The organism is Peptoniphilus rachelemmaiella, from assembly GCF_943169845.1.
In the GTDB taxonomy this organism is placed as follows: Bacteria; Bacillota; Clostridia; order Tissierellales; family Peptoniphilaceae; genus Aedoeadaptatus; species Aedoeadaptatus rachelemmaiella.
Map to the genome: position 1 here is coordinate 33,969 of NZ_CALPBW010000008.1, position 23,486 is coordinate 57,454.

General features: G+C 46.2%; 21 protein-coding genes. 9 read left to right on the forward strand and 12 right to left on the reverse strand.

Translation table 11 applies throughout. From position 1 onward, the window contains the following. Nucleotides 1-9 precede the first annotated feature (9 nt). From KO087_RS04725 to KO087_RS04735, 3 genes are all read right to left on the reverse strand, one after another. On the reverse strand, nucleotides 10-1,014 hold the full coding sequence (locus KO087_RS04725; protein ID WP_215508152.1) for a hypothetical protein: 1,005 nt from the start codon (nucleotides 1,012-1,014) through the stop codon (nucleotides 10-12). A gap of 155 nt (nucleotides 1,015-1,169) precedes the next feature. Next, the gene (gene groL, locus KO087_RS04730; RefSeq protein ID WP_215508153.1) at nucleotides 1,170-2,798 is read right to left on the reverse strand and encodes a chaperonin GroEL; all 1,629 of its coding nucleotides are present in this window, start codon (nucleotides 2,796-2,798) and stop codon (nucleotides 1,170-1,172) included. A gap of 22 nt (nucleotides 2,799-2,820) precedes the next feature. Then, the gene (locus KO087_RS04735; RefSeq protein WP_215508154.1) at nucleotides 2,821-3,102 is read right to left on the reverse strand and encodes a co-chaperone GroES; all 282 of its coding nucleotides are present in this window, start codon (nucleotides 3,100-3,102) and stop codon (nucleotides 2,821-2,823) included. 312 nt (nucleotides 3,103-3,414) lie between these two features. On the opposite strand from KO087_RS04735, the gene nrdD reads away from it, so the two are divergent. Further along, entirely contained in the window at nucleotides 3,415-5,574 is a 2,160-nt protein-coding gene (gene nrdD / locus KO087_RS04740) for an anaerobic ribonucleoside-triphosphate reductase (RefSeq protein WP_215508155.1), read from the forward strand. Further along, the gene (nrdG, locus tag KO087_RS04745; protein ID WP_215508156.1) at nucleotides 5,575-6,081 is read left to right on the forward strand and encodes an anaerobic ribonucleoside-triphosphate reductase activating protein; all 507 of its coding nucleotides are present in this window, start codon (nucleotides 5,575-5,577) and stop codon (nucleotides 6,079-6,081) included. A 97-nt stretch (nucleotides 6,082-6,178) separates the two neighbouring features. Here the strand turns inward: nrdG and KO087_RS04750 are convergent, their stop codons facing one another. Further along, entirely contained in the window at nucleotides 6,179-6,628 is a 450-nt protein-coding gene (locus KO087_RS04750; RefSeq protein ID WP_215508157.1) for a transposase family protein, read from the reverse strand. A gap of 11 nt (nucleotides 6,629-6,639) precedes the next feature. On the opposite strand from KO087_RS04750, the gene KO087_RS04755 reads away from it, so the two are divergent. The 6 genes from KO087_RS04755 (at nucleotide 6,640) to KO087_RS04780 (ending at nucleotide 11,053) form a co-directional block, all read left to right on the forward strand. Beyond that, nucleotides 6,640-7,194, forward strand: coding sequence for a hypothetical protein (locus tag KO087_RS04755; protein WP_251374914.1), 555 nt, complete (start codon nucleotides 6,640-6,642; stop codon nucleotides 7,192-7,194). A gap of 51 nt (nucleotides 7,195-7,245) precedes the next feature. Continuing rightward, the gene (locus KO087_RS04760; protein WP_251374919.1) at nucleotides 7,246-7,872 is read left to right on the forward strand and encodes a class I SAM-dependent methyltransferase; all 627 of its coding nucleotides are present in this window, start codon (nucleotides 7,246-7,248) and stop codon (nucleotides 7,870-7,872) included. A gap of 30 nt (nucleotides 7,873-7,902) precedes the next feature. Then, the gene (locus KO087_RS04765; protein ID WP_004804273.1) at nucleotides 7,903-8,670 is read left to right on the forward strand and encodes an alpha/beta fold hydrolase; all 768 of its coding nucleotides are present in this window, start codon (nucleotides 7,903-7,905) and stop codon (nucleotides 8,668-8,670) included. A gap of 38 nt (nucleotides 8,671-8,708) precedes the next feature. Next, nucleotides 8,709-9,647 carry an alpha/beta hydrolase gene (locus tag KO087_RS04770; protein ID WP_215508159.1) on the forward strand — a complete coding sequence of 313 codons (939 nt, stop codon included), beginning with the start codon at nucleotides 8,709-8,711 and terminating at the stop codon, nucleotides 9,645-9,647. A gap of 61 nt (nucleotides 9,648-9,708) precedes the next feature. Continuing rightward, on the forward strand, nucleotides 9,709-10,200 hold the full coding sequence (locus KO087_RS04775) for a hypothetical protein (RefSeq protein ID WP_251374915.1): 492 nt from the start codon (nucleotides 9,709-9,711) through the stop codon (nucleotides 10,198-10,200). A 34-nt stretch (nucleotides 10,201-10,234) separates the two neighbouring features. Next, a complete protein-coding gene (locus KO087_RS04780) occupies nucleotides 10,235-11,053 on the forward strand; it encodes a class I SAM-dependent methyltransferase (RefSeq protein ID WP_215508161.1) in 819 nt (272 codons plus the stop codon). A gap of 172 nt (nucleotides 11,054-11,225) precedes the next feature. Here the strand turns inward: KO087_RS04780 and KO087_RS04785 are convergent, their stop codons facing one another. The 3 genes from KO087_RS04785 to KO087_RS04795 are packed head-to-tail and all read right to left on the reverse strand — an operon-like array spanning nucleotide 11,226 to nucleotide 13,407. Beyond that, on the reverse strand, nucleotides 11,226-11,930 hold the full coding sequence (locus KO087_RS04785) for a DUF554 domain-containing protein (protein WP_215508162.1): 705 nt from the start codon (nucleotides 11,928-11,930) through the stop codon (nucleotides 11,226-11,228). Further along, nucleotides 11,927-12,712: a hypothetical protein gene (locus KO087_RS04790; protein ID WP_215508163.1), complete on the reverse strand. Its 786-nt coding sequence runs from the start codon at nucleotides 12,710-12,712 to the stop codon at nucleotides 11,927-11,929. The genes KO087_RS04785 and KO087_RS04790 overlap by 4 nt, the downstream gene beginning before the upstream one ends. A gap of 59 nt (nucleotides 12,713-12,771) precedes the next feature. Beyond that, nucleotides 12,772-13,407, reverse strand: coding sequence for a redox-sensing transcriptional repressor Rex (locus tag KO087_RS04795; RefSeq protein WP_215508164.1), 636 nt, complete (start codon nucleotides 13,405-13,407; stop codon nucleotides 12,772-12,774). Between the two features lie 175 nt (nucleotides 13,408-13,582). Between KO087_RS04795 and KO087_RS04800 the strand changes: the two genes are divergently transcribed. Continuing rightward, the gene (locus KO087_RS04800) at nucleotides 13,583-15,487 is read left to right on the forward strand and encodes an ABC-F family ATP-binding cassette domain-containing protein (RefSeq protein WP_215508165.1); all 1,905 of its coding nucleotides are present in this window, start codon (nucleotides 13,583-13,585) and stop codon (nucleotides 15,485-15,487) included. Between the two features lie 437 nt (nucleotides 15,488-15,924). Here KO087_RS04800 and tsaD read toward each other — a convergent pair whose 3' ends face one another. The 5 genes from tsaD to KO087_RS04825 form a co-directional block, all read right to left on the reverse strand. Then, nucleotides 15,925-16,920: a tRNA (adenosine(37)-N6)-threonylcarbamoyltransferase complex transferase subunit TsaD gene (gene tsaD / locus KO087_RS04805; RefSeq protein WP_215508166.1), complete on the reverse strand. Its 996-nt coding sequence runs from the start codon at nucleotides 16,918-16,920 to the stop codon at nucleotides 15,925-15,927. A 1-nt stretch (nucleotide 16,921) separates the two neighbouring features. Then, nucleotides 16,922-17,365, reverse strand: coding sequence for a ribosomal protein S18-alanine N-acetyltransferase (gene rimI, locus KO087_RS04810; protein WP_215508167.1), 444 nt, complete (start codon nucleotides 17,363-17,365; stop codon nucleotides 16,922-16,924). Further along, on the reverse strand, nucleotides 17,331-18,041 hold the full coding sequence (tsaB, locus tag KO087_RS04815) for a tRNA (adenosine(37)-N6)-threonylcarbamoyltransferase complex dimerization subunit type 1 TsaB (RefSeq protein ID WP_215508168.1): 711 nt from the start codon (nucleotides 18,039-18,041) through the stop codon (nucleotides 17,331-17,333). The genes rimI and tsaB overlap by 35 nt, the downstream gene beginning before the upstream one ends. Continuing rightward, nucleotides 18,022-18,486, reverse strand: a complete 465-nt coding sequence (gene tsaE, locus KO087_RS04820; protein WP_215508169.1) for a tRNA (adenosine(37)-N6)-threonylcarbamoyltransferase complex ATPase subunit type 1 TsaE — start codon at nucleotides 18,484-18,486, stop codon at nucleotides 18,022-18,024. Before tsaE ends, tsaB begins: the two co-directional genes overlap by 20 nt. A gap of 230 nt (nucleotides 18,487-18,716) precedes the next feature. Beyond that, nucleotides 18,717-23,318 carry a leucine-rich repeat protein gene (locus tag KO087_RS04825; protein ID WP_215508170.1) on the reverse strand — a complete coding sequence of 1,534 codons (4,602 nt, stop codon included), beginning with the start codon at nucleotides 23,316-23,318 and terminating at the stop codon, nucleotides 18,717-18,719. Between the last annotated feature and the right edge of the window lie 168 nt (nucleotides 23,319-23,486).

Genomic DNA, 23,486 nt, shown 5'->3' on the forward strand with positions numbered 1-23,486 from the left:
TCTTTCGCCTTAAATGTCGAAGTAATAGCTGTTTTCCAATTTGTCGTGAATGGCGGCCAACAGATTATCGTAGTCCTCGTCTTGAATAAAGAGGACGTCCAGATCGCGCTTTCTTACGCCGTCGCGAATACGCTTCACATCCGCAGGTTGCACGGAATTCAGATACACCAGCGCCAAATCCGCGCCGTCTAAATTGCTTTCGATGCTTTCCTTGGATACCTCGCCGACATGGACCACGTCACTTCCCGCATCCTTCAGGGCATTGATTTGCTCCGTCACCACATCGCCTTTGCCGAAGACGCTGAGCTGAAGGTGTTCGAGAAATTCATCGTCGTCCACCGGCGCCAGATCGTTGTCGTAATCCGTGGTGAGCACATTCTCGCCGTCCATATTGTGGATCCAAATGACCCGGCCCCCTTGGGGATCCCGTTGCCAATAAGCGTAGTCCACAATGTCGCCTTCGCCTACATTTAAATTGCCCAGGCTCACGTCTTCCAAATTGATGCGCAGGCTGCCTCCTTCTCCTTCGCCTTCGATGTAGAGGCCGCGGAAGTCGGGATCGTAGAGCACCCGTGCGTAGGGAATCACCCGCCGTTCGCTTTCCGGGGTTTCTTCGGCTTTTTGCACAAGTTCGTAATTATAAATGTTTTTCAGATGGTTGTTGTTATACACCTGTTTCACTACTTTGGCGCGAACTTCATCGCCTTCGCCGATGTTTTGCAGGCGCAAGACTTTTTCCGGAATAAACACATTGTCGTCGCCTAAGGTGCCGCCGCCGAGGCGGAGGCGAACACGGCCCACGTAGTAGTCGTCGTCATTTGCGGAAATTTGCGGCGCTTCCGAGTAGGTGGTGTCCGATTCGATGTCGTAGAGAAGCTCCATGAGGTCGAAGAGCTTTTCTATGCGGCCCCGGCGCTCGAAGAGATTCTCGCCGGTCATGCCGTCGATGCAGGTTTTCATTTCACTTTTGATTTCGTTTACCATATAGTTTTTGTTCATTTGTTCTTTCTCCATTTCTACATTTTATCTTTTCTATTTTATCACGTCCCGCCCTTTATCTCCACCGCAGGGAGCATTGTCTATGCTTTTTATGGGAATTCACAAATTTATAATGGTTTATAAAAAAATCCCCTTACCGCGGTGGTAAAGGGATTTTGTGATTGAGCTGATTACATCATGCCCATGCCGCCGCCCATGCCGGCTGCGCCTAAATCGGGCATATCTTCTTTAATGTTGGCCACAGCGGCTTCCGTGGTGAGAAGCATGCTGGCCACGCTGGCTGCATTTTGCAGGGCGCTTCTCGTAACCTTGGTGGGATCCACGATGCCTTTTTCGATCATGTTCACGTACGTGCCGTTGTACGCATCGTAGCCGACGCCGGGTTTTTCGCCCTTGACGTGTTCGACGATGACGGAGCCTTCGGCACCGGCGTTTTCTGCGATTTGACGAAGGGGTTCTTCCAGTGCGCGGAGAATAATCATCATGCCGGTTTTTTCGTCGCCTTCGCCTGCCTCGGCCAATGCTTCCACGCAGCTGATGCAGTCGACGAGGACCACGCCGCCGCCGGGAACGATGCCTTCTTCGACGGCGGCACGGGTGGCTGCCAGGGCATCTTCGATGCGGAGCTTGCGTTCTTTCAATTCGATTTCCGTGGCTGCACCGACTTGAATGACGGCGACGCCGCCGGAAAGTTTGGCCAGGCGTTCTTGCAATTTTTCCCGATCGAATTCGCTTTCCGTTTCTTCCACTTGGGCGCGAATTTGGCCGATGCGTTCGTCGATGGCGCTTCGATCGCCGGCGCCGCTGACGATGACGGTCTTGTCTTTTTCCACGCGGACTTTTTGTGCCCGGCCCAGCATATCCACGGTGGCTTCTTTAATGTCCAAGCCCAAGTCTTCGGTGATCACCGTGCCGCCGGTTAAAATGGCGATGTCTTGGAGCATGTCTTTTCTTCGGTCGCCATAGCCCGGTGCTTTGACACCGACCACATTTAAGGTGCCGCGAAGTTTGTTGACCACCAAAGTTGCCAAGGCTTCTCCTTCGATGTCGTCAGCGATTAAGAGGACGGGGCGGGATTCTTGAAGCACTTGTTCCAAGACGGGGAGAATGTCTTGAATGTTGGTGATTTTCTTATCGGTAATTAAAATGTAGGGATCGTCCAATTCGGCGACGCGCTTTTCCGGATCGGTGACCATGTAGGGGCTCAGGTAGCCGCGGTCGAATTGCATCCCTTCCACGACATCCAATTGGGTGCCCATGGAGCGGCTTTCTTCCACGGTGATGACGCCGTCTTTGCCTACTTTTTCCATGGCTTCGGCGATGAGCTCGCCGATGCGTTCGTCAGCAGCGGAAATAGCGGCCACGCTTGCGATGGCATCGGAGTTGTCTACGGGCACGGAGAATTTCTTTAATTCGTCCACAATGGCGTCTACGGCCTTTTTAATGCCCTTTTGAAGGACCATGGGGTTGGCACCGGCGGCCAGGTTCTTCAAGCCTTCGCGAATAATGGCTTGGGCAAGAAGGGTGGCGGTGGTGGTGCCGTCGCCGGCCACGTCGTTGGTCTTGGTGGCCACTTCTTTTACCAGTTGTGCCCCCATGTTTTCGAAGCGATCTTCCAATTCGATTTCACGGGCGATGGTTACGCCGTCGTTGGTAATGAGGGGTGCGCCGAATTCTTTATCGAGGACGACGTTTCTGCCCTTGGGCCCCAAGGTAACTTTTACCGTATCCGCTAATTTGTTAATGCCGCCGACGAGACCTTCACGGGCGTCTGCGCTGAATTTAATTTCTTTTGCCATAGTATCTCCTACTTTCTATTACTTAGTTTAATTTTGCCAGCAGGTCTTGGTATTTTAATACGATGACGGTTTCGCCGTCCATTTCCACTTCGTTGCCTGCGTATTTACTGTAGATGACTTTGTCCCCTTCGGCGACATCGCAGTGAATGTCTTCGGAATTTTTTAATTCCTCGCTCACGGCGATGACCGTGGCCACATTGGACTCTTCTTTTGCCGTATCGGGCAAGACGATGCCGCTTGCCGTGACGTTTTCTTTCTCTATTTTTTGAATTACAACACGTTCACCTAATGGTTTAATGGTCATGATGTGCCTCCTGAAATAATATTAGCACTTGCACTAATCGAGTGCCAGCTTTCTCTATTATGATACCACAATTTTAAAACTTGTAAACCATCTCAGGTGATTATTTCTCCTGACCGTCGAGCGTCCGGCCGGTTGGCACCCATTTTCACATTCTCAAGTACACACTACATATAGATAATTTTGCCAAACATCTTCCATTTATCTCCCATATGTAGTATAATCGTCTCGCTTGGGCGACAGCGCCCACTAATCGTAAATGAACACCCGAAGGGGGTGTCGAAAAAGCAACAGTGATCTTATTCGGAGGAAAAAATGAGCAATTTAAGGATTATTAAGCGCAACGGCGAATCCGTGGATTTCGACGGATCGAAAATTGTCGTGGCCATTGAAAAGGCCATGCACTCACCTACGGGCTATTTCGTGGAAAATCAGGCCGACTTGGTGGCAAAGGAAATCGAAGAGGAAATTTTACACCACGATTTATCTTCCACGGTGCTTCAAGTGGAAAAGCGTGTCTTCGAAAAATTAATCGAGAAAAACAACATCGCCACGGCCAAGGCCTATGAGTCCTACCGTTCGGTGCAATCCTTTAAACGGGAAAACAACTCCACCGACTCCTCCATCGAAAGCCTTTTAACTTATTCCGATGCGGATTTAATGGACGAAAATTCCAATAAAAATGCCGTGGTGGTCTCCACCCAGCGGGACCTCATCGCCGGGGAAGTGTCGAAAGACATCGCCCGCCGCCGCATCCTGCCCACAGACATCGTCACCGCCCACGACTCCGGCGCCATTCACGTCCACGACATGGACTACTACATTCAACCCATGTTCAATTGCTGCTTGATTAATCTTGAAGATATGCTGAAAAACGGCACGGTGGTCAACGGCAAGATGATCGAATCGCCGAAGAGCTTCCAAACGGCCTGCACCATTACCACGCAAATCATCGCCCAAGTGGCATCGGGCCAATTCGGCGGCCAATCCATTAACGGCATCGACCGCATCTTGGCGCCCTATGTGCGCCGAAGCTACGAAAAATACTTAAGCGCTACCATTTCCGAGCAGCTGGACATTTACGGCATGGAAAAAGCGGACATGGCCATGGCGGAAAAGGTGGCGTGGAACCGCACGAAGCGGGAAATTAAATCGGGTGTGCAAACCATTCAATACCAAATCAACACCCTCATGACCACCAACGGCCAAGCGCCTTTCGTTACCCTGTTTATGTACTTCGATCCCGAAAGCGACTACGCCTACGAGGCCTCCCTCATTACGGAAGAAATCCTTCGCCAACGAATCGACGGCATTAAAAACAAACAAGGGGTCAAGGTCACGCCGGCTTTCCCGAAACTGATCTACGTCTTAGACGAACACAACATCCACGAAGACAGCCCCTACTACTACCTTACCCGCCTCGCCGCCACCTGCACGGCAAAGCGCATGTACCCCGACTACATTTCCGCCAAGAAAATGAAGGAAATCTACGAAGGCAATGTGTTCTCCCCCATGGGCTGCCGCTCCTTCCTCTCTCCCTGGAAAGACGAAGATGGCAATTACAAATTCGACGGCCGCTTTAACATGGGCGTCGTGAGCGTGAACCTGGCACAAATCGGCATCTTGGCAGGCCACGACGAAGAGGCTTACTTCGAGCTGTTAAACAAGCGATTGGAGCTGGTGAAAAAAGCCCTTTTGATTCGCTACGAACGCCTGAAGGAAGTCACCAGCGACGTCTCCCCCATTCACTGGCAAGACGGCGCCATCGCCCGCTTAGAGCCCGGCGAAAAAATCGCCGATTATTTGGAAGGCGGCTACTCCACCTTATCTTTGGGCTACATTGGCCTTTACGAAGCCACCAAATGCGTCGTCGGCACCTCCCACACCACGAAAGAAGGCCACGCCTTCGCCATGCGCGTCATGCACGCCATGCGTGATGCCGTGGACAGCTGGAAAGCGGAATCCGGCCTTGGCTTCGCCCTCTACGGCACGCCGGCGGAATCTTTGACCCACCGCTTCTGCTCCATCGACAAAGCCACCTTCGGCGACATCGAAGACATTACGGACAAGGGCTACTACACCAACAGCTACCACGTGGACGTACGGGAAGAGATCAACGCCTTCGACAAATTCGATTTCGAAAGCGAATTCCAAAAAATCTCCACCGGCGGCTGCATCAGCTATGTAGAAATTCCCAACATGACCAACAATATCGACGCCGTCATGACCATGATCGGCTACATTTACGATCACATTTCCTACGCGGAATTTAACACGAAATCCGACTACTGCCACGAATGCGGCTTCGACGGCGAAATCACTGTGAACGACGACGGCGATTGGGAGTGCCCCCAATGCGGCAACAAAGATCGCACCAAGCTTACCGTCATTCGCAGAACCTGCGGCTATTTAGGCGAAAACTTCTGGAATGAAGGCCGCACCAAAGAAATCGACGCCCGCGTCCTGCATATTTAAATGGACTACGGCAATTATGCACAAATTCGGCCCCTGGATGTGGCAAACGGCCCGGGCATCCGCGTGTCGGTCTTCGTCACCGGCTGCAGTCGAAAATGCAAAAACTGTTTCAACGAACTCTATCAGGATCCCGCCTACGGCGAGGTTTGGACTGACGAGACCACTGAAACATTAATCAAATATTTAAGCCGCCCGGAGGTTGCGGGCCTCACCCTTTTAGGCGGCGAACCCATGGAAAACACCTGGCTACGACGGGTTTTAGCGGATGTAAAAAAACAAATCCCGACCTCCGTGTGGATTTACTCCGGCTACACCTTCGAAGAGATCCTCGACGATCCTGAAAAAGTGAAGCTCCTCGAATCCTGTGACGTTCTCGTGGACGGGCCCTTTGTGGAGGCGAAGAAAAATTTGAAACTCGCCTTTCGGGGCAGCGAAAACCAACGCATCTTGGACATCCCCAAGAGCCTGAAAGCCCATACAGCCATAAAAAAAGAGAGAGACGAGTAAGTCCCTCTCTTTTCTTATGGAAAAAATTGGTTCTATGTCAACCATTGGGGAGTCTAGTGAAAACTAGGCTCCTTTTTGTTTTCCTAAAAGCCATTCATCACCGGTCGTTTGAACAAACGAAGAGTAATTTGGTTTGAAAATGATGAAAGTTGCACATCCCAAAGGCGACACGCTTCGTCATCTGTTTGCCCTTGGCGGCAAAGGAAAGGGGGGCTTCAAAGCGCACCCCCCAATCCTTGCAATCATAGCGTGTCTTCTTAATCCGCAGAAGCACGTGCTTTCGGCGCATCGGTGCATCCCGAAGCACCTGCTCCCGGTGATCATGGACCCAGGCATGGGACGAACCGCAGTGTGGACAAACCAAATCATGAACGGGCTTACAATCAATGGTAATCAGGCGCTTTTCTTCTGAAGCGCCGGTCACCTCGACATCTTGGATTCCTAAAAGTAATGTGGTAATATTGTTTTGCACTTGTTTGGCCCCCTTTATTTTATTGTGGTGATTTAATTTTAGGCGATAGGGAAAACAAGTGCTATCTTTTTGCATAAAAATATCCATTGAGGAGGTTACTCCCCAATGGATGTTATAGAGCCAATTTATACAATTATTTTAAAGAAAATGATATTGAGAAAGTTTCTCTTGCATTTGGCGCATCAATTGGCGGAGTCGTGTTATTGGAATTATTAAAATACAAGGATATAAAGATAGCTAAAGCCTTATTTGAGGGATGTAGCCTATGTCAAAATGCGAGTGTTTTAGAGTTTATTATAAGAAGTATTTTTCTTTATGAACGGGAAAAAGCAATTAAAAATAATGACTCAGCTAATAGAAAAATTATAAGCATATACAGAGAAACAATGGGTCGAATGATGGTTGAAACTTTAATCAGAATAGATAAACAAAGCATTAAAAACATCTGTCATGATTGTGCATTTGTGGATCTTCCAAAGTTATCAGAAGCCGAACAAAAGATGTGCATATTCTGTTATGGTTTTAAAGAAATTAATTTAAAATATGCGAAGAAACTGACTTTTAACGAATATCCATACGCAACATTAAAAATATGGGATGGGCAAAACCATTGTACAAAGATGACAACGAATATAGAATAGTATTGCCAAATGATAAAATCTGAGATTGATTAAAACATGTTGTTGAAAGGGATGTTAGCAGTGAATGATAAAAGCAATAAAAAGTTTTGGGATAAATTCGCCAAGCTGTACGCTCCTTTTATGAAGAAGGATAAAGGAGTTTATGATAAAGTTTGTGAGTATATTCGTCCTTACTTGAATAGAAATATGAACGTACTTGAACTTGCTTGCGGTTCAGGTCAATTATCCTTTAACCTTTCAAAATATACGAAAAGTTGGAATGGGACTGATTTTTCGGAACAAATGATTTTAGAAGCAAGGAAGCGTGGAGAATACGAAAACCTTACCTTTGAAGTAGCCGATGCAACATCATTAAATTTTGTAGATGGAGAATTTGATTGTGTGGTCATTGCTAATGCACTTCATATAATGCCAAATCCTGATAAGGCAATGATAGAAATATACAGAGTATTAAAACCTAATGGTATTTTGTTTGCTCCTACTTTTTTATGGAAAGAGGGAAAGCAAAGTAAATTCAAGAAATGGCTAATGTCCGTTGCGGGATTTAAGATGTATCAAGAATGGAATAAAAAACAATTTAAAGATTTTATTGAGAAGCATGGATTTTCAGTAGTTGAAATGAATTTGATACATGGAGGGCTTGCACCCATAGGCGTTATGATTGCTTATAAAAAGTAATATTAAAATTGGGATTTTGGAGGAGAGTTAGTGAACATACATGAGTTTGGAGCTGATAAAAATAAAATAATTGTGTTGATTCATCCTTCATTAGTCATGTGGGACTATTTTGAATACATTTTATCTATACTTAAAGAAGAGTATCATATTATTGTTCCTGCACTTCCCGGATATGATGAGGAAAATCCAAACGAAAATTTTACAAGTGTAGAAGAAATTGCCGATAATTTATTAGGATGGCTGAAAGAACATAAAATTGAGAAAGTTGATCTTTTGTATGGTTGCTCTATGGGCGGCTCTATCGCTTTAAAAATGTTCTCCAATCACGGAATTAAAATAAGGAACATTATTTGCGATGGAGCAATAACACCATATCAGCTTCCTTGGATTGTTACAAGAATGATTGCCATAAGAGATTTTCTTATGATTTCTATAGGTAAAATTGGAGGACTAAAGCTTCTTGAAAAATCATTTTCTACAGATGAATACAGCGAAGAGGAATTGAAGTATGTTGCTAAAGTCCTTAATTTTATTAGTTATAAAACGATATGGAGAACATTTGAATCTTGCAACAACTATGTTATGCCAAAGAACGTGTCAGAACATAGCGGTCGTATTCAATATTGGTATGGTGATAAAGAGTCTAAAGCCCGTGCATGGGATATCAAATATATGAAAACTTACTTTCCAAATACTGAGTTTATTAAATTTGAAAACATGGGACATGGTAGCATGGCAAGTCTTTATCCTGTGAAAATGGCTAATCAATTCAGAGATTTAATGGAAGTTAAGAAATAAAATAATTTGCCATTTTTGGAATTAAGGAGGTATGCATTGTGAGTGTTAAATATAAATTAACGGAATTTTTATTTCGTCATACTGTAAAACCTATGATGAAAAAAGCAATAAAAAATCCGGATGAATATTTTGCTAAACAAGAAAAGAAACAGAAATCTAAACTCCCTCTTGAAAAACTTCATAAATCTTATGATTTTGAAGAAAAGTGTATAAGCGGAACTTTGTATTATGTCGTCAAACCAAAAAATAAAGTGGCAAATAGGCTTGTATTATATTTCTTTGGTGGTGGATATACCATTCCGGGAGATTCCGGTGATTTTGAGTTTGCTCAAGATATGGCTAATCAAAGTCAGGCTGAAGTTTGGCTTGTATGGTATCCGCTTTTTCCAAAAGCAACCGGCTTGCAAATTATCGACGCAGGTCTAAACGTTTATAGCGAGGCACTTAAGGTGTTTAATGCAGATGATATCACATTTTTTGGCTTATCAAGCGGAGCAAGCCTTGCACAAAATATATGTTTGCATATTCTTGAAAACGACATGAGATTATCAATGCCAAAAAGATTGATTATGCACTCGCCAACCTTTCGTATTCCTCCAACTAAAGAACAGATGAAAGAGATGGAGAGACTTGATAAGTTTGATTGCATTATTCCGGCTTGCTACATGAAAGAACAAGATCAAGCAATGCAAAGAATAAATTTAAATAATGTGGAATATATGAAATCGCCAATTGAGTATTCATGGAAAGGGCTACCTGACATGTATATTATTTATGGTTCTCATGAAGTATTGATAGCAGAACTGCCTGAAGCAAAAGAAAAAGCTAAAATGGATGGCGTGGTTATGAAAACATACATAGGAGAAAGAATGATGCATACTTGGGCGGCGGCAGGATTTTTACCTGAGGCAAAGGAAGTAAGAAGAAATATATATGCCGTAATAAGGGGAGATAGAAATGACGGCTTTCTCTTGTAATATTCTACAGGTAGTTTTCAGAAGAAAAGTGGATATTGTGTGGTGATTGATAATTATGTATATGACGATACTGCTTGCCGTTATTATGATGATTGGATTGTTTTTATTGCTGTGGGCAGGTGTTGGATTTATTCAAAATAAAAAATTCTTTTCTTCGTGTCCGAAAGAAGTGTTTGATGTTATTAAACCAAAGAAAAAACGCTTTCGTGGTCAAAATTTAGTTGGATGGGTATTAGCTATTATTGCAATACTATTCATGGGAAGTCCAATTGTCATTGGTGCATTGGATGGTATTCAAAACAACTTTACTTTCATTCAGTTTTTTAATAGATTTCTAATGATGCTTCTTTTGCTGAAAGCCTTTGATATTGTATTTTTTGATTGGATACTTTTGTGCAATCGAGGTTTTAGTTTTTTTGAACATTATTATCCGGAAGTGGTAGATAAGCTTAGTCCTAAACTCTTTGGATATAACAAAAAGGAACACATTATTCAAGTGTTATTTATGATTATCGGATCGTTAGTCATTGCATGGATATGCACATTATTTTAAAAACTAAAATCAAATTAGTAGGAGGTGTTTATACTTGGAAAAAATAGAAATGCAAGAAAAAATAAAACCTGTTTTGAACGGTGCTGCGGAAACAATGCTTCAGAGTTTTTATGCAAGAGCACAATATTCCAAGAGCAAAAGACATAAATTTTATGATGCCAAAGCGGTGGAATTGGTTGAAAAAATTGATTACGATTTTACTGCCGCCACAAATGATTCCCTTATGAGTTATGGCGTGATTGCAAGAACACTTGTATTTGATGAACTGGTAAAAGAGTTTATTGACGAAAATCCAAATTGTACAGTCGTAAATATTGCTTGTGGACTTGACACGAGATTTTATCGAATGGATAACGGAAAAATCACATGGTACAACCTTGATTTGCCTGAAACCATTGAAGTAAGGAATCAGATTTTTGCAGAATCCGGCAGAGTTTCAAATATCGGTATTTCAGTAACGGATTCGGCGTGGGCAAAAGAAATAAAAGCAGATGGGAACATTCTGTTTATCATTGAGGGCTTGTCAATGTACTTGACAAGGGAAGACAATGCCAAAATGCTCAGAATTATTCGAGAGAATTTTGACAATGCTTATGTTCTTATGGAGTGTCTGTCAAAAAGGTGGGTGGCGAAAGAAAATGTTGAAAAGTCCATACAAAAAACAGGAGCAAAATTTATATTTGGAGCGGATTCCTTTGATGATATTAAGGATATTGCAAGAGGCTTCCGTAGTGTAAAGGATGATGATATTACGAGAGGGATGTCTGCTATATTTCCAGTGCTTAAGCTTATTAACTGGTTGCCAATTGCTCACAAGCTATCACAGAAAATCTTGATATTTGAGAAAGTGTGATGTTGTCGTTTTGGTTGCCATCATGAAGTACACGCTGCGATAGGGAAAACAAGTGCTATCTTTTTGCATAAAATTATCCATTGAGGAGTTACTCCCCAATGGATATTATAGAGCCTTAAAAAACAGACCCTTTCGGATCTGTCCGATGAATCGAGGAAGGTTTGTCGATTTTTTACATGAAAAAGCCCACGAAGCCATGAATGACGATGACGACGACAAAGGCGGGGAGCATATTGGCCACTTTCAGATCTTTGATTTCCAAAATGCCGAAGCCGATGGCGAGAATCATAATGCCTCCGACGGAGGTTAAATCGGCAAGCAAAACATCGCTGATGAAGGGTTCCAAAAAACCGGACATGAGGACCAGGGCGCCTTCGTATAAAAAGACGGGAATGGCCGACAGGGCGACGCCGATGCCCAAGGTGGAGCCGAAGACCAAGGAGGTCATGCCGTCCAACACGCTCTTGATCATGAAGGTTTCGGTACTTCCGTTCATCCCCGCCTCTATGGCGCCGATAATGGCCATGGAGCCGACGCAAAATAGAATCGACGCTTGAATGGCGGCGGTCATGGGCCCTTCTCCCGTCACCTCGCCGCCGGATCGCGCCGCCAGGCGGCTATCGATTTTTTCACCGAAGCGATTAAATGCGCCGTCGATATCCATGGCGGCGCCGATGCCCGTGCCGATGGCAAGGGACATCATGACGATGATGAATTCATGGGCCTTTAGGGCCATTTGAATCCCCATAATCATGACGCTTAAGGGAAGCACCAATAATACCTGCTCCTGAACGCGGGTAGGGATTCGATTGCCTATGAATTTACCCAGTATCGCCATGATGGCAATGGCCAGGGCATTGGTAATGACACCGATCATAACTTCCTCTTTTCTCTTTCGCTTAGAAATAACAATTGCTGAATGTAGCCGGCATCGTCGCCGAAGCGGCTCGTGGCATAATCCGATGCCGCTTGTCCGTTTTTGAAATCGCCGAAGCGCGCCATGGCTCTGGCGATCCACACGTCCACGGGAAAGGCGTCTTTTTTTCCGTAGCCAAAGAGCAAAATGCAATCCGCCACCTTGGGCCCCACCCCTGAAAGCTGCATCAGGTAGGTCTTGGCTTCATTATACGCTAATTCGCGGGGCCGATGTAAGTCGAATTTTCCCGCGGCTACCAAGCGGGCCGTTTCGATTAAATACTTGTCCCGATAGCCCGCCCCGAGGGCGCGCATCTCATCCGAAGACAGGCCTGCCATCACTTCCGGTGCAGGCAAGCTGTAGGCGGTGAGGCCTTCCGCCTCCGCCAGTTTCTCGCCGTAGTTTTTCGACAGATCCAAGACGCTTTTTTGAATGCGAAAGAGATTGTTGTTGGATGAGAGGATAAAGCCCACAATGGCTTCCCAGGGATCCTGTTTTAGAATCCGAAGGGACAAATAGGGCGCGAGGTCCTTTAAATCGTCGGCACTTTGCACCAATCGGGCGGCCCTCTCGTAATCGTGGCCTTCGTCGAAAAAGATGCCGCAGGCCTTTTCATCGCCTCGGGTCAGCTCGCCTTCTTTAAGAAAAAATGCGTCACTTCCGTTGACGGCACAGAGCGTGCCCTCGGCCTCTTCCCAGTGGTGGAACTGGCCGCTTTTTATGGTCATGACCGGATCAAACACAGGCGCCTCCTTTCAAAAAAATAAGAGCGAGGCATTTGCCCGCTCATAAAATCGTCGACCTAACGCTCGCTTTCGGTCAGGTAGTAGCTTAATGTTAAAAGGCTGTCGGTGAGACGAATGTTTTCCACAACCACGGTGTCCGGCGCTTCCAAATCTTCCGGTGCGAAATTCCAAATGCCGCGGATTCCCGCCTCGATCAGGCGATCGGCAATGGCTTGGGCGCCTTCTTTCGGTACGGTTAAAATGGCGACTTCCACTTCTTTATGGGCTTCCATAAATTGTTCCAGCTCGTCGACGGAGCGAACTTCGTGATTGCCCACGGTGGTGCCGATGACATGCTCGTCTCGGTCGAACATGGCCACGATTTCAAAGCCGCTTTTCAAAAAGCCCTTGTAATTGCTGATAACCGAGCCCAATCGACCGGAACCGATAAGGATGGTTTTGTAAATTCTTGGAATTCCCAATATGTTTTCTAATTCCGTCTTTAAAACGGCCACTTTGTATCCGTAGCCTTGTTGACCGAAGCCGCCGAAATTATTTAAGTCTTGACGAATTTGCGACGCCGTAAATCCCGTTAAATCACTTAATTCTTGGGAGGAGATGCGATCTTCGCCACGATCGTCTAATTCGATTAAGTATCTATAATATTTCGGAAGCCTTCTTATGACGGTTTCTGAAACCTTACCTTTACGCATAGCCAATAGTATCACCTTTCGCTCTTTCTATTTTTAAGAATGTTACGAATTTATCTAATTCTATGAACTAGTATACAAAAAAAACCATCGCTTGAAAAGCCTTATTCCACGATTTTCCCGACTTTTTCTCCCCGTCCTTTTCTGCTATGATGTTTTTATGAAGGAGGAGAGGCACTTGGCAATCGTATCGGCACAAGGTTTGGAGAAGACTTTTTACATCGACCCTATTTTAAAGGACGTGGGGTTTTTAATCGAAGCAGGCGAAAAAATCGGCCTCATCGGAAACAACGGCAGCGGAAAAACCACCCTCATGGCCATGTTGGCTGGAGAACTCACGCCGGACGGGGGAAGTATTTCCACCACCAAGGATTTGGAGGTGGGCTATTTGGCCCAACACGTGGCCGTGACCGAAGGGGCCAGCATATACGACGAGTGCATGGCCTCCTTTCAAGCGGTAATCGAACTTGAAGAAAAGCTCCGCGCCATGGAGGTGGAAATGGCCCATCTGGAAGGCGAGGCCCTGGAAGAGCACATCGCCCGCTACCAGGTGTTGGTTGATCGCTACGAAAAAAGCGGCGGCTACAGCCGGGAGAGTGCCGTCACCGGCGCCCTGCGCGGCCTGGGTTTTTCCGAAGAGGAAATGCATATGCCGGCGGAAAATCTTTCCGGGGGCCAAAAATCTCGCCTGGCTCTCGCCAAACTCCTTCTCCACGAGCCGGATCTCCTTCTTTTAGACGAGCCCACCAACCACCTGGACATGGATTCCATCGCCTGGTTGGAAAAGTTTTTAAAGGCCTTTAAAGGCGCCGTGGTGGTCATCAGCCACGACCGCTACTTTTTAGACGCCATTGTGGATCGCATTCTCTTTTTAAAAGACGCTGCCCTGAAAAGCTATCAGGGAGACTACACCAATTTCGTCCGCCGCAGACAGGAAGAGGAAGATCAAATGCGCCACGCCTACGTCATGCAGCAAAAGGAAATTAAGCGCCAAGAAGAAATGATCAAGCGCTACGCCTCCTGGAACCGGGAAAAAAGTGTTCGGGCCGCAAGAAGCAAGCAAAAGCAATTGGACAAAATGGAGCGTCTGGACGATGTGAAGGGCGAAAAAAATCTTCTCCTCTCCTTCGCCCCGGCCACGGAAAGCGGCCGCGACGTGCTCCATATCGAGCATCTCTCGAAGTCCTTTCCCACAAAGCCCTTGTTCGACGACGTCACCTTTCCCATTTACAAAGGGGAACGGGTAGGGCTTATCGGCCCCAACGGCATCGGAAAGAGTACCCTCTTTAAAATCATCATGAATGAACTTGCCCCCACATCCGGCGAGGTGCAAATGGGAAAGGGCGTGACCATCGCCTATTTCGATCAGGAAATGAAGACCCTGGACGAAAACAAAACCGTGGCGGAAGAGCTCTGGGACCGCTACCCGAAGCTGGACCGCTTTCAAATTCACGCCTACCTGGCCCGCTTCCTCTTTACCGGCGACGATTTGGACAAGCGCATCGGCGATCTTTCCGGCGGGGAAAAGGGGCGTTTGTCTCTTTTAATCATTATGCTCTCAGGCGCCAATTTCCTTCTCCTCGACGAGCCCACCAATCACCTGGACATTGAAAGCAAGGAATCCTTGGAGGCGGCGCTGAAGGACTACACGGGCACCATCCTTACCATTAGCCACGACCGCTACTTCCTGGACCGGGTGGCTACGAAAATCGTCTGCCTCTCCGAGGAGGGCACCTTTATGGTGGACGGCGACTACACCTATTTCCTGAAGAAGTGGGAAGATGCCCACAAAGTGGAGGAAGAGGAAGAGGAGATTACCAAGACCCAAATCGTAAAGGAAAAGAAGCGGTCGCGGGAGGAACAAAAAGAAGCCCGCCGGCGAAAAAAAGCCCTGCGAGACACGGAGGCCGAGATCCACGCCCTGGAGGCGGAAATCGAAGCCATGGACGCCACCTTAGCGGATCCCGCCACCTACGACGACCACCGGGAAGCACTGGCGCTTTCCCAAAAGCGGGACAGCGCCCAAGAGGAATTAGACGCCCTTTACGACGAATGGTTTGCCCTCTCGGCGGAAGAGGAATAAAACGGCACAGATGTGTCGTTTTTTTATTTAAATCGAAAAAACAGACCCTGAGCAGGAGAAAAGAGAAAAAATTTATTTTAATGGTATTCACTTTCCCTTTCTTCCCTTTTTCTTCCCGTTCTCATTTTCAACATCCCGCTATTTTCACGCTTCGCCTTTTTAATCCACATTTCCTTCACAGTATACACAGATCTATCCACACGCCACCGCCCTTATTCACGGGATTTTGAAAAGTTATCCACCTTATCCACAGGCTTATGCACGTTTTCCCGAAATCACCTTCCGGAATGGACATAATCTCTAAGATCTGTCTATTTTGTGGGATTTGTCACCATTCTGCCTCTTTATGCACTATTTTTCGCTTTCCTTACTTATTCTCATTCCCGACTTTACATGGGCAAAACAAAACCGCAGCCTGTTTCGCTGCGGTCATTTTTTTATTCCAGACCCAAATTGGGATCGGCAAACACCGAGCCCGCCTCGCCTTTTAAGTGGCTGTAGTAGCCCACCGAGGCGATCATGGCGGCGTTGTCGGTGCAGAGGACAGGATCCGGGTAGTAAATGGCCACGCCCTCTTTCTCGCCCCGGCTTTCCATGGCACCGCGAAGGCCGGAATTGGCGCTGACCCCGCCGGCGAGGACGATGGTCTTCTCCCCGAGCTTTCTTGCCAGACGGAAGGATTTTTCCACGAGGACGTCGATGACGGCGGCCTGGAAGGAGGCAGCCATGTCCGCCACGCGGATTTCTTCGCCCTTTTGCTTCGCCTGATTTAATTCGTTTAACACGGCGGTCTTAAGGCCCGAGAAGCTGAAGTCGTAGCTGCCCGCCTCAAGCATGACCCTTGGAAGGTCGTAGGTCTCCTCGCCTTCTTTGGCCAGCTTGTCGATAATTGGCCCGCCGGGGTAGCCGATGCCCATGGCCCGGGCCACTTTGTCGAAGGCCTCGCCTGCGGCGTCGTCCCGCGTCTTGCCGTAGAGGGTAAAGTCCACGTAGTCGGTGACGTGAATCAAATAGCTGTGGCCCCCGGAGACGATGAGCCCGACAAAGGGCGGCTCCAGATCCTTGTGGGTCAGGTAATTGGCGCAGATGTGGCCGCGAATGTGGTTCACCCCCACAAAGGGCTTGTGGTTCGCCAGGGCCAGCCCCCGCGCCGCCGTGAGCCCGACGAGGAGAGCGCCGATGAGCCCGGGGCCGCGAGTGGCGCAGATCAGGTCCACATCCTCCATGGTAATTCCCGCCTCTTCCAAGGCCAGATCCAGCATGGGCAAAATGGCGGAGACGTGTTTTCTGGATGCGATCTCCGGCACCACGCCGCCGAAAAGCCTGTGAATTTCAATTTGTGATGAAATCATATTGGACAAAATCTCTCGTCCGTCTCGCACGACGGCCACGGAGGTTTCGTCGCAGGAAGATTCCACGCCCAGTGTCAACATATTACCACCTCTTCCAATAAATCAGCCCGTCGCGCTTCACGTGGGCGTAGTAATTCTTTCGTACCCCTTCCAATTGAAAGCCCAAGGATTCATAGAGCTTAATGGCGGGAACATTGTCGTCTCTCACTTCCAGAGTGGCGGAGGTCATGTCCTTTTCGTAGACGGCGAAAAGGTAATGATTCATCATGTAGCGGCCGTAGCCGTTTCCGCGAAATTCACCGCCGATGGCCACATTGCCGATGTGGGCCTGATCCCCTAAAAGCCATGCCCCCACATAGCCGATGATGACGTCGTGGTAGAGGAGCACTTCGTAATAGGTGAGGGGATTGTTAAGCTCCCGCTTCCAACTGTCTCGGGACCAGGGCACGGTAAAGCTTTCCTCCTCAATGGCCATGATGTCGTCTAAATCCTCAACTGTCGCTTCTCGCGTCGAGAGATTCTCCATGTTTCCTCCTGTATTCTCGCATGGCCTGTGTGGGCCGTAGGTAATTGGGCTCCAGGGCATAGGGATTGGAGGGCCCTTCTGCTTCAAACTGCTGAGCGCCTTCAAAGGCAATGGCCGCCGCCGACACCCGGGACAGGTGATCGGGATAGAGGATAAAATCCTCCCGCGCAGAAAATGCCTCCCGATACTTCTTTAAGCCGTCGCCGATTAAAATGGCGCCTTCAGGCGCTTCTTCCAGAATAGATGATACCGGATAGGCATCGTCTTTTTTCAGGCGCACCAGTTCCTCGCCTTTTTTTTCGAAGACGCCGGCATAGACCCGCTCCCTCCGCGCATCGAAGAGGGGGATCACCACGCCCTCGGTGGCCACTTCCCGGGCCAGGGCCTTTAAGGTGGAGACGCCGACGACGGGAACATTTAAGGTGTGACCGAAGACCTTTGCCAAAACCACGGAGATCCTGAGTCCGGTGAAGGAGCCGGGGCCTACGCCGGTGGCGATGAGATCCACATCTTCCATGGCCCAATCCGCCGAATCGAGCATATGTTGAATCATGGCAATGAGCCCTTCAGAATGGCTCGCTTTGCTATTGACCGACGCTTCCGCCACGACCTTTTCATCTTCCACCAGGGCGCAGGTGGTTTCCATGGTGGCCGTATCAAAGGCGAGAATTTTCATAAGCCAGCACCTCCTCTTCCAGTTCCTTTCCCCGCGGGCCGAAGCCTGTGGCTATCACATCCCGCGTGACTTCGTCGATGCGCCTAAATTCCAGGCGTAACACATCCTCGGGAAGGCTGTCTGCAATGATATCTGCCCATTCCACGGCACAGACGGCGCCGGAATCCAGCATGTCTTCGCCGCCCATGTCGAAAAATTCATCTTCATCTTTCAGTCGATAAACGTCGAAATGGTAAAGGGGCAGTTCCCCTTCGTATATATTTAAAATGGCGAAGGTGGCGCTGGTCACCTCCGAGGAAAGGCCCATGCCCTTGGCCAGCGCCTTGACAAAAGTGGTCTTTCCCGTGCCCAAATCCCCGACGAGGGCCAAAACGTCGTAGGCTTTTAATTTTTTTCCTAAATACAAACCGAAGGCTTCGGTTTGTGCGGTGGTTTTCAGTCTCATAGCTTCCTCCTGCTTCTTATTATAGTCAATCTATGGAAAAGAGAAAAGCGGCTACGGCTCCGGACTTTGCAAAATCGAAATAACGCTCTCATTGTTTCTCAATTTGTTCATACTTAATTGCACGAAAAATCGAGTAAGCAAAATGCTTACTCGATTTTAAAGAACTACACTAAATGCTGATTTCGATTTCGTGAAATTTAATGTCAATTTTTGTGCCAAGTCATTAAAAACTAGCGTCGTGTGATAATGACATCCTCGTCAAAGCTTCCATACCCGGATCCTTCTGTAATCACAGTATGTGACGGTAATTCTACGCTTTTCAATCTCTTATTTAGTTTAAAGGCACCATCCCCAATTTTTGTTACAGAATCGGGAATTCGCAAAACCCATAGGTCATTGTCATAAAATGCAGTTTCTCCAATCTCAGTTACCGTGTTCGGTATGGTTAATTCACTTAATATATTAGTACTGAATGCACCTCTCTCAATAACTTCGAGATTGCTCGGCAATCTTAGTTCGACAAGACTGTTCTTCCAAAATGCGAATTCCCCTATACGGGTAACTGAATCCGAAATGTCCAGACTTCTCATTCTTTTATTAAAGGCAAAGGCTCTATCCCCAATCGTTACGATTGATCTGGGAATATACAACTCTGTTAGATCATTCAACTCAAATGCGTAGGCACCGATCGCGAGCTCTTTCCCTTCCATCTCCGCATCGTAGTCAGGCAGTGTTAACTTCGTTATTCCGCTCTGATAGAATGCCTCCGACTCGATTCTTTCAACGGAATCAGGGATGGTCAGTTCTCCTATTGTCGTGTCAGAATAATCATCTCCCTTAAAGGTGTATTTTTCAATTACCGTCATCCGATTTGAAATTTTTACCTTTCTTAACGGGTTATAACTGAAGGCGCTATCGCCCACTCTTTCAACGGAATCAGGAAGAATCGCCTGCGCCAGTTTATTTTGTCGGAATGCACCGTCTCCAATCTCAATAACCGATTCGGGGATATTAACCCGTATCAATTGATTTCCTGCAAAGGCATCCTCTCCAATGGTATGAAGGCCATTAGGCAATCCAATCGATTGCAACTTATTCTGCCTAAATGCATCCTTTTGTATTTCTTCAACTGTTTCAGGGATGGTCACTGATGTCAACACAGGTCTCTCCGTGTTCCACGGAGAAAATGCACTGTCGCCGATGATCCTGACCTCTACACCTGCTATTTGACTCGGGATGTTCACCCTTGTCTTTTCGCCTATATATTGAACGATGGTTCCCGTTGAACGATCAAATCTATAATCGCCTACAGTGACCACGTCCGGCTCTTTAGGTTCATCCGGATTAGGTGCGGGCGGATTCGGCGGTTTAGGTTCGCCCGGATCAGGTACGGGCGGTGTCGGTGGGTTCGGCGGCGTGGGTTCATCTTCTTGTTTGTCTTGAATTTTTTGAATAATACTTTCCAAGCTTTCAATCCATGTATTGACCTTTTTATTTGATGCTGCCGCCTTTTCGTCGTTTGACCAATCCCCATAATTGTTTCCTATGGCATACACGCGGGACTGCGTTTCTATTTCTTTTAAAGCATCCTTATCCGTCTGATCAATCTTTTGGTATGCGGCCGTCCGTCTCAGCGCCTTTGCTTGCTCTAACAGCCGAACAAGTTCATTTAGTTTTGAAGTTAATTGATTGTATAAACCCTTTACTTGATCCAGAGAAACGTCCAGTTTTTTCATGGTCGCTTGGTATTTGCTCGGCGTTCTGTTTGCCTTATTTTTTGCATAAAGCACTGTGTCTTTTGCTCTGGCTTTTAACGTATCGATTTGCTTGATCGACGGAGACTTTTGTGTCTGTTTAAAATCCGCTCTCTCTTCAATCGCTTCGATTTTAGCCAAGTACTCTTCTATCGCCTTGATCTTCTTGTCCAGTTGTTCTGCCTTATCGGCCGTTAACGCCGTTTCTCTTTTTAGCTCATAGATTTGTTCTTCCAACAATGTGTGGTGACCCTGATAAAGTCCTGCAAGATCGAAATCCGCATACATGTAAACCCAAGCCCCGTGGCTCATCATTCCATACATATCAAGATCATTCAATTTTTCTTTTCCATTTTGGTAGCTTTGTTTTATATCGATGTGTCCACGATAGATGGCTTTATGGCGTAAGCCTCCATCAAGCCATACCGGACGTGTTCCTAGCAATAATAGGGAGAATTCCGCACCGAGATCAGCATTTGTTTCTAATTGACCCTCTAATCTTTTGTGCTTCTTTTCCTCTAAATCCTTTTTTGTAATAGCGATCATTTTAAATCGCTTACCGACATCTCGATTGCTTATATGCACATCTTTTTCTTGTTGAACCTGTTGGATTAGATAGACTGTCTCGTTCTCAAACTTTTTATCGAAAACATTGACATTTACAGATGAACTGTCCGTTAACTGACTTTCACTAATCAGTTCCACTTCTAATTCTCCGTAAACATTGATATAAACTGCTGCCAATAATGCCAGCATATCGCTAACTTCGCCAATAGAACCTTTTGTAGATTGCTCAATTGCCACCTGCCCTCCGGGGTACAAGGGAATTTTAGCATAACCTAAAAAGTATTTATCCTTAGAAAAATTATTCGTTTGTTTTAATTTCTTCGTTATAAAGTCATTTGATTTTTCTTGACCCAAACTCCTGAGAAAGCGCGTAAAATTAACCTTTTCATTGAACTTTAGATTCAACTTCATGTCCATTTGTTGCCGTTCCGCCAAACCGGCATGAAGTAATTTTAGTCCTTCCCTCGAATGCTGAATTTTTACATCGGCAAGTGTTTGCGCCAAATAGTTATAAAAGATCTCCCCATTTAAAGTCGTTTGGGCTGAGTCTCCGTCCATCGCGTTGTTGATGTTTGTGCCGCCGGCTACATTCAGCGCCACCTCGGAATAAGCCTCATGGCTGACGTCTTTTCCCATCACCCAATTGAATGCTTTTTGTGCCCATTCCCAGTATTCCTTTGGCAATTCTTTTAATTTTACCGAATTGGCCATTCCACCATGGATCGATCCCCAGTAGCTAACTTTGGTGTCATTCAGTTTTTTCTCGTGTTCAAAACCTTTTCCTTTTAATTGCAGTTTGCCACCGTGCAGAGAATTGACATCAATAGTTTCTTTTCCCTTAGGAGACGGCGGCAATTGGATGAAATCTTCTGCGTTACTCTTTTCCACGAGCTGTGCTGTCTTTTGACCTTCCGCGTCCATTAACTTATCAGCGGGGCTACCCACTAGCTGGTTGCTTGCAAAGTCAACATGTGCCAAGGCCTCCTGAATGCCTTCTTGATCAATAAAAAGCTCAATCTCTCCGGCATTAGTATTGGAAGTAGCGCTAATGTTTAGCGCTTTATCCGCTAACAACTCGTCAAACTTGGCGTCCGTCACCGCATAAAATACTTTGTCAACTTGGATCGGATCGTTGTACTTATTATCGTTCTTAACATCCCGGTGCGCGACGGTATTTTTATCCGAAATCTTAAATGACTGTTTCACGCCAAAATCTACCATGACAATGGGGTGGGCGTCTGTTTTTAAAGATTCCTGAATCTTCTTAAAAACATCCGATGTCTGGTTAACACCCAAATAATATTTTCCTTTAGTTTTAGAAAATATCATCTGAATATCTTTCGGTTGATTGCTTCCTTTCTCTTTTGGAACAACGACCAAGCTGTCTTTTACCGTAATTTTTTTCGACTCTTTTTCTAAGAAGAAGGTTTTCCGAACAAGTTCATTGCGGTCTGTAACAGCATAAACATCGACTTTGTTTGAACCGATGGCGTAATCCTTAAGATTCAAAGTAAAGTTTTTCCCGTTTACCGTTACATCGACCTCTTTCGCCTCTTTTTTTGACGGATCGATGATTCTTGCTCGAACCGACTTTAATTCGTCTCTGGAAATTAACTTCCCTTTCGCCTGAACGGCATCTTCTTGCGTCTTCAAAGTGTATGAAGTATCGAGATTTTCAATAACGATCTGCGACTCATTCAACTTTTTACCAATGTCTTTTAAGCTATCGGGTTCTTTTTCTCGTTTAATCTCTTCTTCAATTTTTTGTTCAGGTGAGCCCGGCTTTTTCCCCGGATTCGGTTGAGGATTTGGAGTATTTCTCCCATTGGATTCATCACCCGGAGTAATTATTACATTAGGCACAAATTCAGGAACCTTCGATGTGCCCTTTCCGTAGCGACTTAAAGCATTGTAAAGTGCCACAAAAGCATCTTGTCTTGTTGCCGGCTCATTAGGAAGTATGCTCTTGTTAATTCCACTATTATATCCAATGATTTTTAACTCCAGCGCCCATCGAATCCAATCAAAAGGCCATTGTGCCTTGGCGACATCTTCGGGTTTTAGATCTTCCTTCGTTAAAGCAACCAACATCTTCAATACTTCAGCATTGGATATGTTCTTTTCAGGCTTGAATGTTTTGTCCGGATACCCATTCACCATGGTGACATCATTCTTTGCATTCTTATTTTTAGCTGCAAATTGAATAACACCTTTTGCCCAATGGTTTTCGATATCACTGAAGAGAGCAGGTTCTTGCTCCATGAGCTTAGCTGCATCTTTTTTTCCTAAGCTATAAACGATGATCTTAGTAATTTCACTCCGCTTAATCGGGCGTTCCAAAGCCAAATCGCCATTTTCATAGCCCTCAATAATGCCTTCATGTTTCAAATAGTTAATTTTTTCCTGAACGCTTTTCTGCTCACTATCCGAAGGGAAAGCTAAAGCCAGTGCATTGCTTGACGAGACCGCAAGCATGAGAAAAGCTAAAAACAATGAAAGTATTTTTTTCATTTCATACTCCTTTCTTTAATTTAGATAACGAAAATACCCACGCTCTTTTAACATCCTGATTAACTTTTTGGTCAATTCATGGGCAAAGAGCGCTTTTTTATTCCCTCTTTCGCTTAGCGTAGCACATTACCCCCCCTCGTCAATACTTTAACGTAATACAGCAGGCTT

Bases quoted from the DNA above. Each gene is read 5' to 3' on its own strand.
- rimI (WP_215508167.1), bottom strand. From the start codon at position 17,365: ATGGAGAATCTCTCGACGCGAGAAGCGACAGTTGAGGATTTAGACGAC.
- nrdD (WP_215508155.1), top strand. From the start codon at position 3,415: ATGAGCAATTTAAGGATTATTAAGCGCAACGGCGAATCCGTGGATTTC.
- KO087_RS04795 (WP_215508164.1), bottom strand. From the start codon at position 13,407: ATGCGTAAAGGTAAGGTTTCAGAAACCGTCATAAGAAGGCTTCCGAAA.
- KO087_RS04735 (WP_215508154.1), bottom strand. From the start codon at position 3,102: ATGACCATTAAACCATTAGGTGAACGTGTTGTAATTCAAAAAATAGAG.
- tsaB (WP_215508168.1), bottom strand. From the start codon at position 18,041: ATGAAAATTCTCGCCTTTGATACGGCCACCATGGAAACCACCTGCGCC.
- tsaE (WP_215508169.1), bottom strand. From the start codon at position 18,486: ATGAGACTGAAAACCACCGCACAAACCGAAGCCTTCGGTTTGTATTTA.
- nrdG (WP_215508156.1), top strand. From the start codon at position 5,575: ATGGACTACGGCAATTATGCACAAATTCGGCCCCTGGATGTGGCAAAC.
- groL (WP_215508153.1), bottom strand. From the start codon at position 2,798: ATGGCAAAAGAAATTAAATTCAGCGCAGACGCCCGTGAAGGTCTCGTC.
- KO087_RS04750 (WP_215508157.1), bottom strand. From the start codon at position 6,628: ATGCAAAAAGATAGCACTTGTTTTCCCTATCGCCTAAAATTAAATCAC.
- KO087_RS04775 (WP_251374915.1), top strand. From the start codon at position 9,709: ATGACGATACTGCTTGCCGTTATTATGATGATTGGATTGTTTTTATTG.
- KO087_RS04825 (WP_215508170.1), bottom strand. From the start codon at position 23,318: ATGAAAAAAATACTTTCATTGTTTTTAGCTTTTCTCATGCTTGCGGTC.
- KO087_RS04725 (WP_215508152.1), bottom strand. From the start codon at position 1,014: ATGGAGAAAGAACAAATGAACAAAAACTATATGGTAAACGAAATCAAA.
- tsaD (WP_215508166.1), bottom strand. From the start codon at position 16,920: ATGTTGACACTGGGCGTGGAATCTTCCTGCGACGAAACCTCCGTGGCC.
- KO087_RS04760 (WP_251374919.1), top strand. From the start codon at position 7,246: ATGTTAGCAGTGAATGATAAAAGCAATAAAAAGTTTTGGGATAAATTC.
- KO087_RS04785 (WP_215508162.1), bottom strand. From the start codon at position 11,930: ATGATCGGTGTCATTACCAATGCCCTGGCCATTGCCATCATGGCGATA.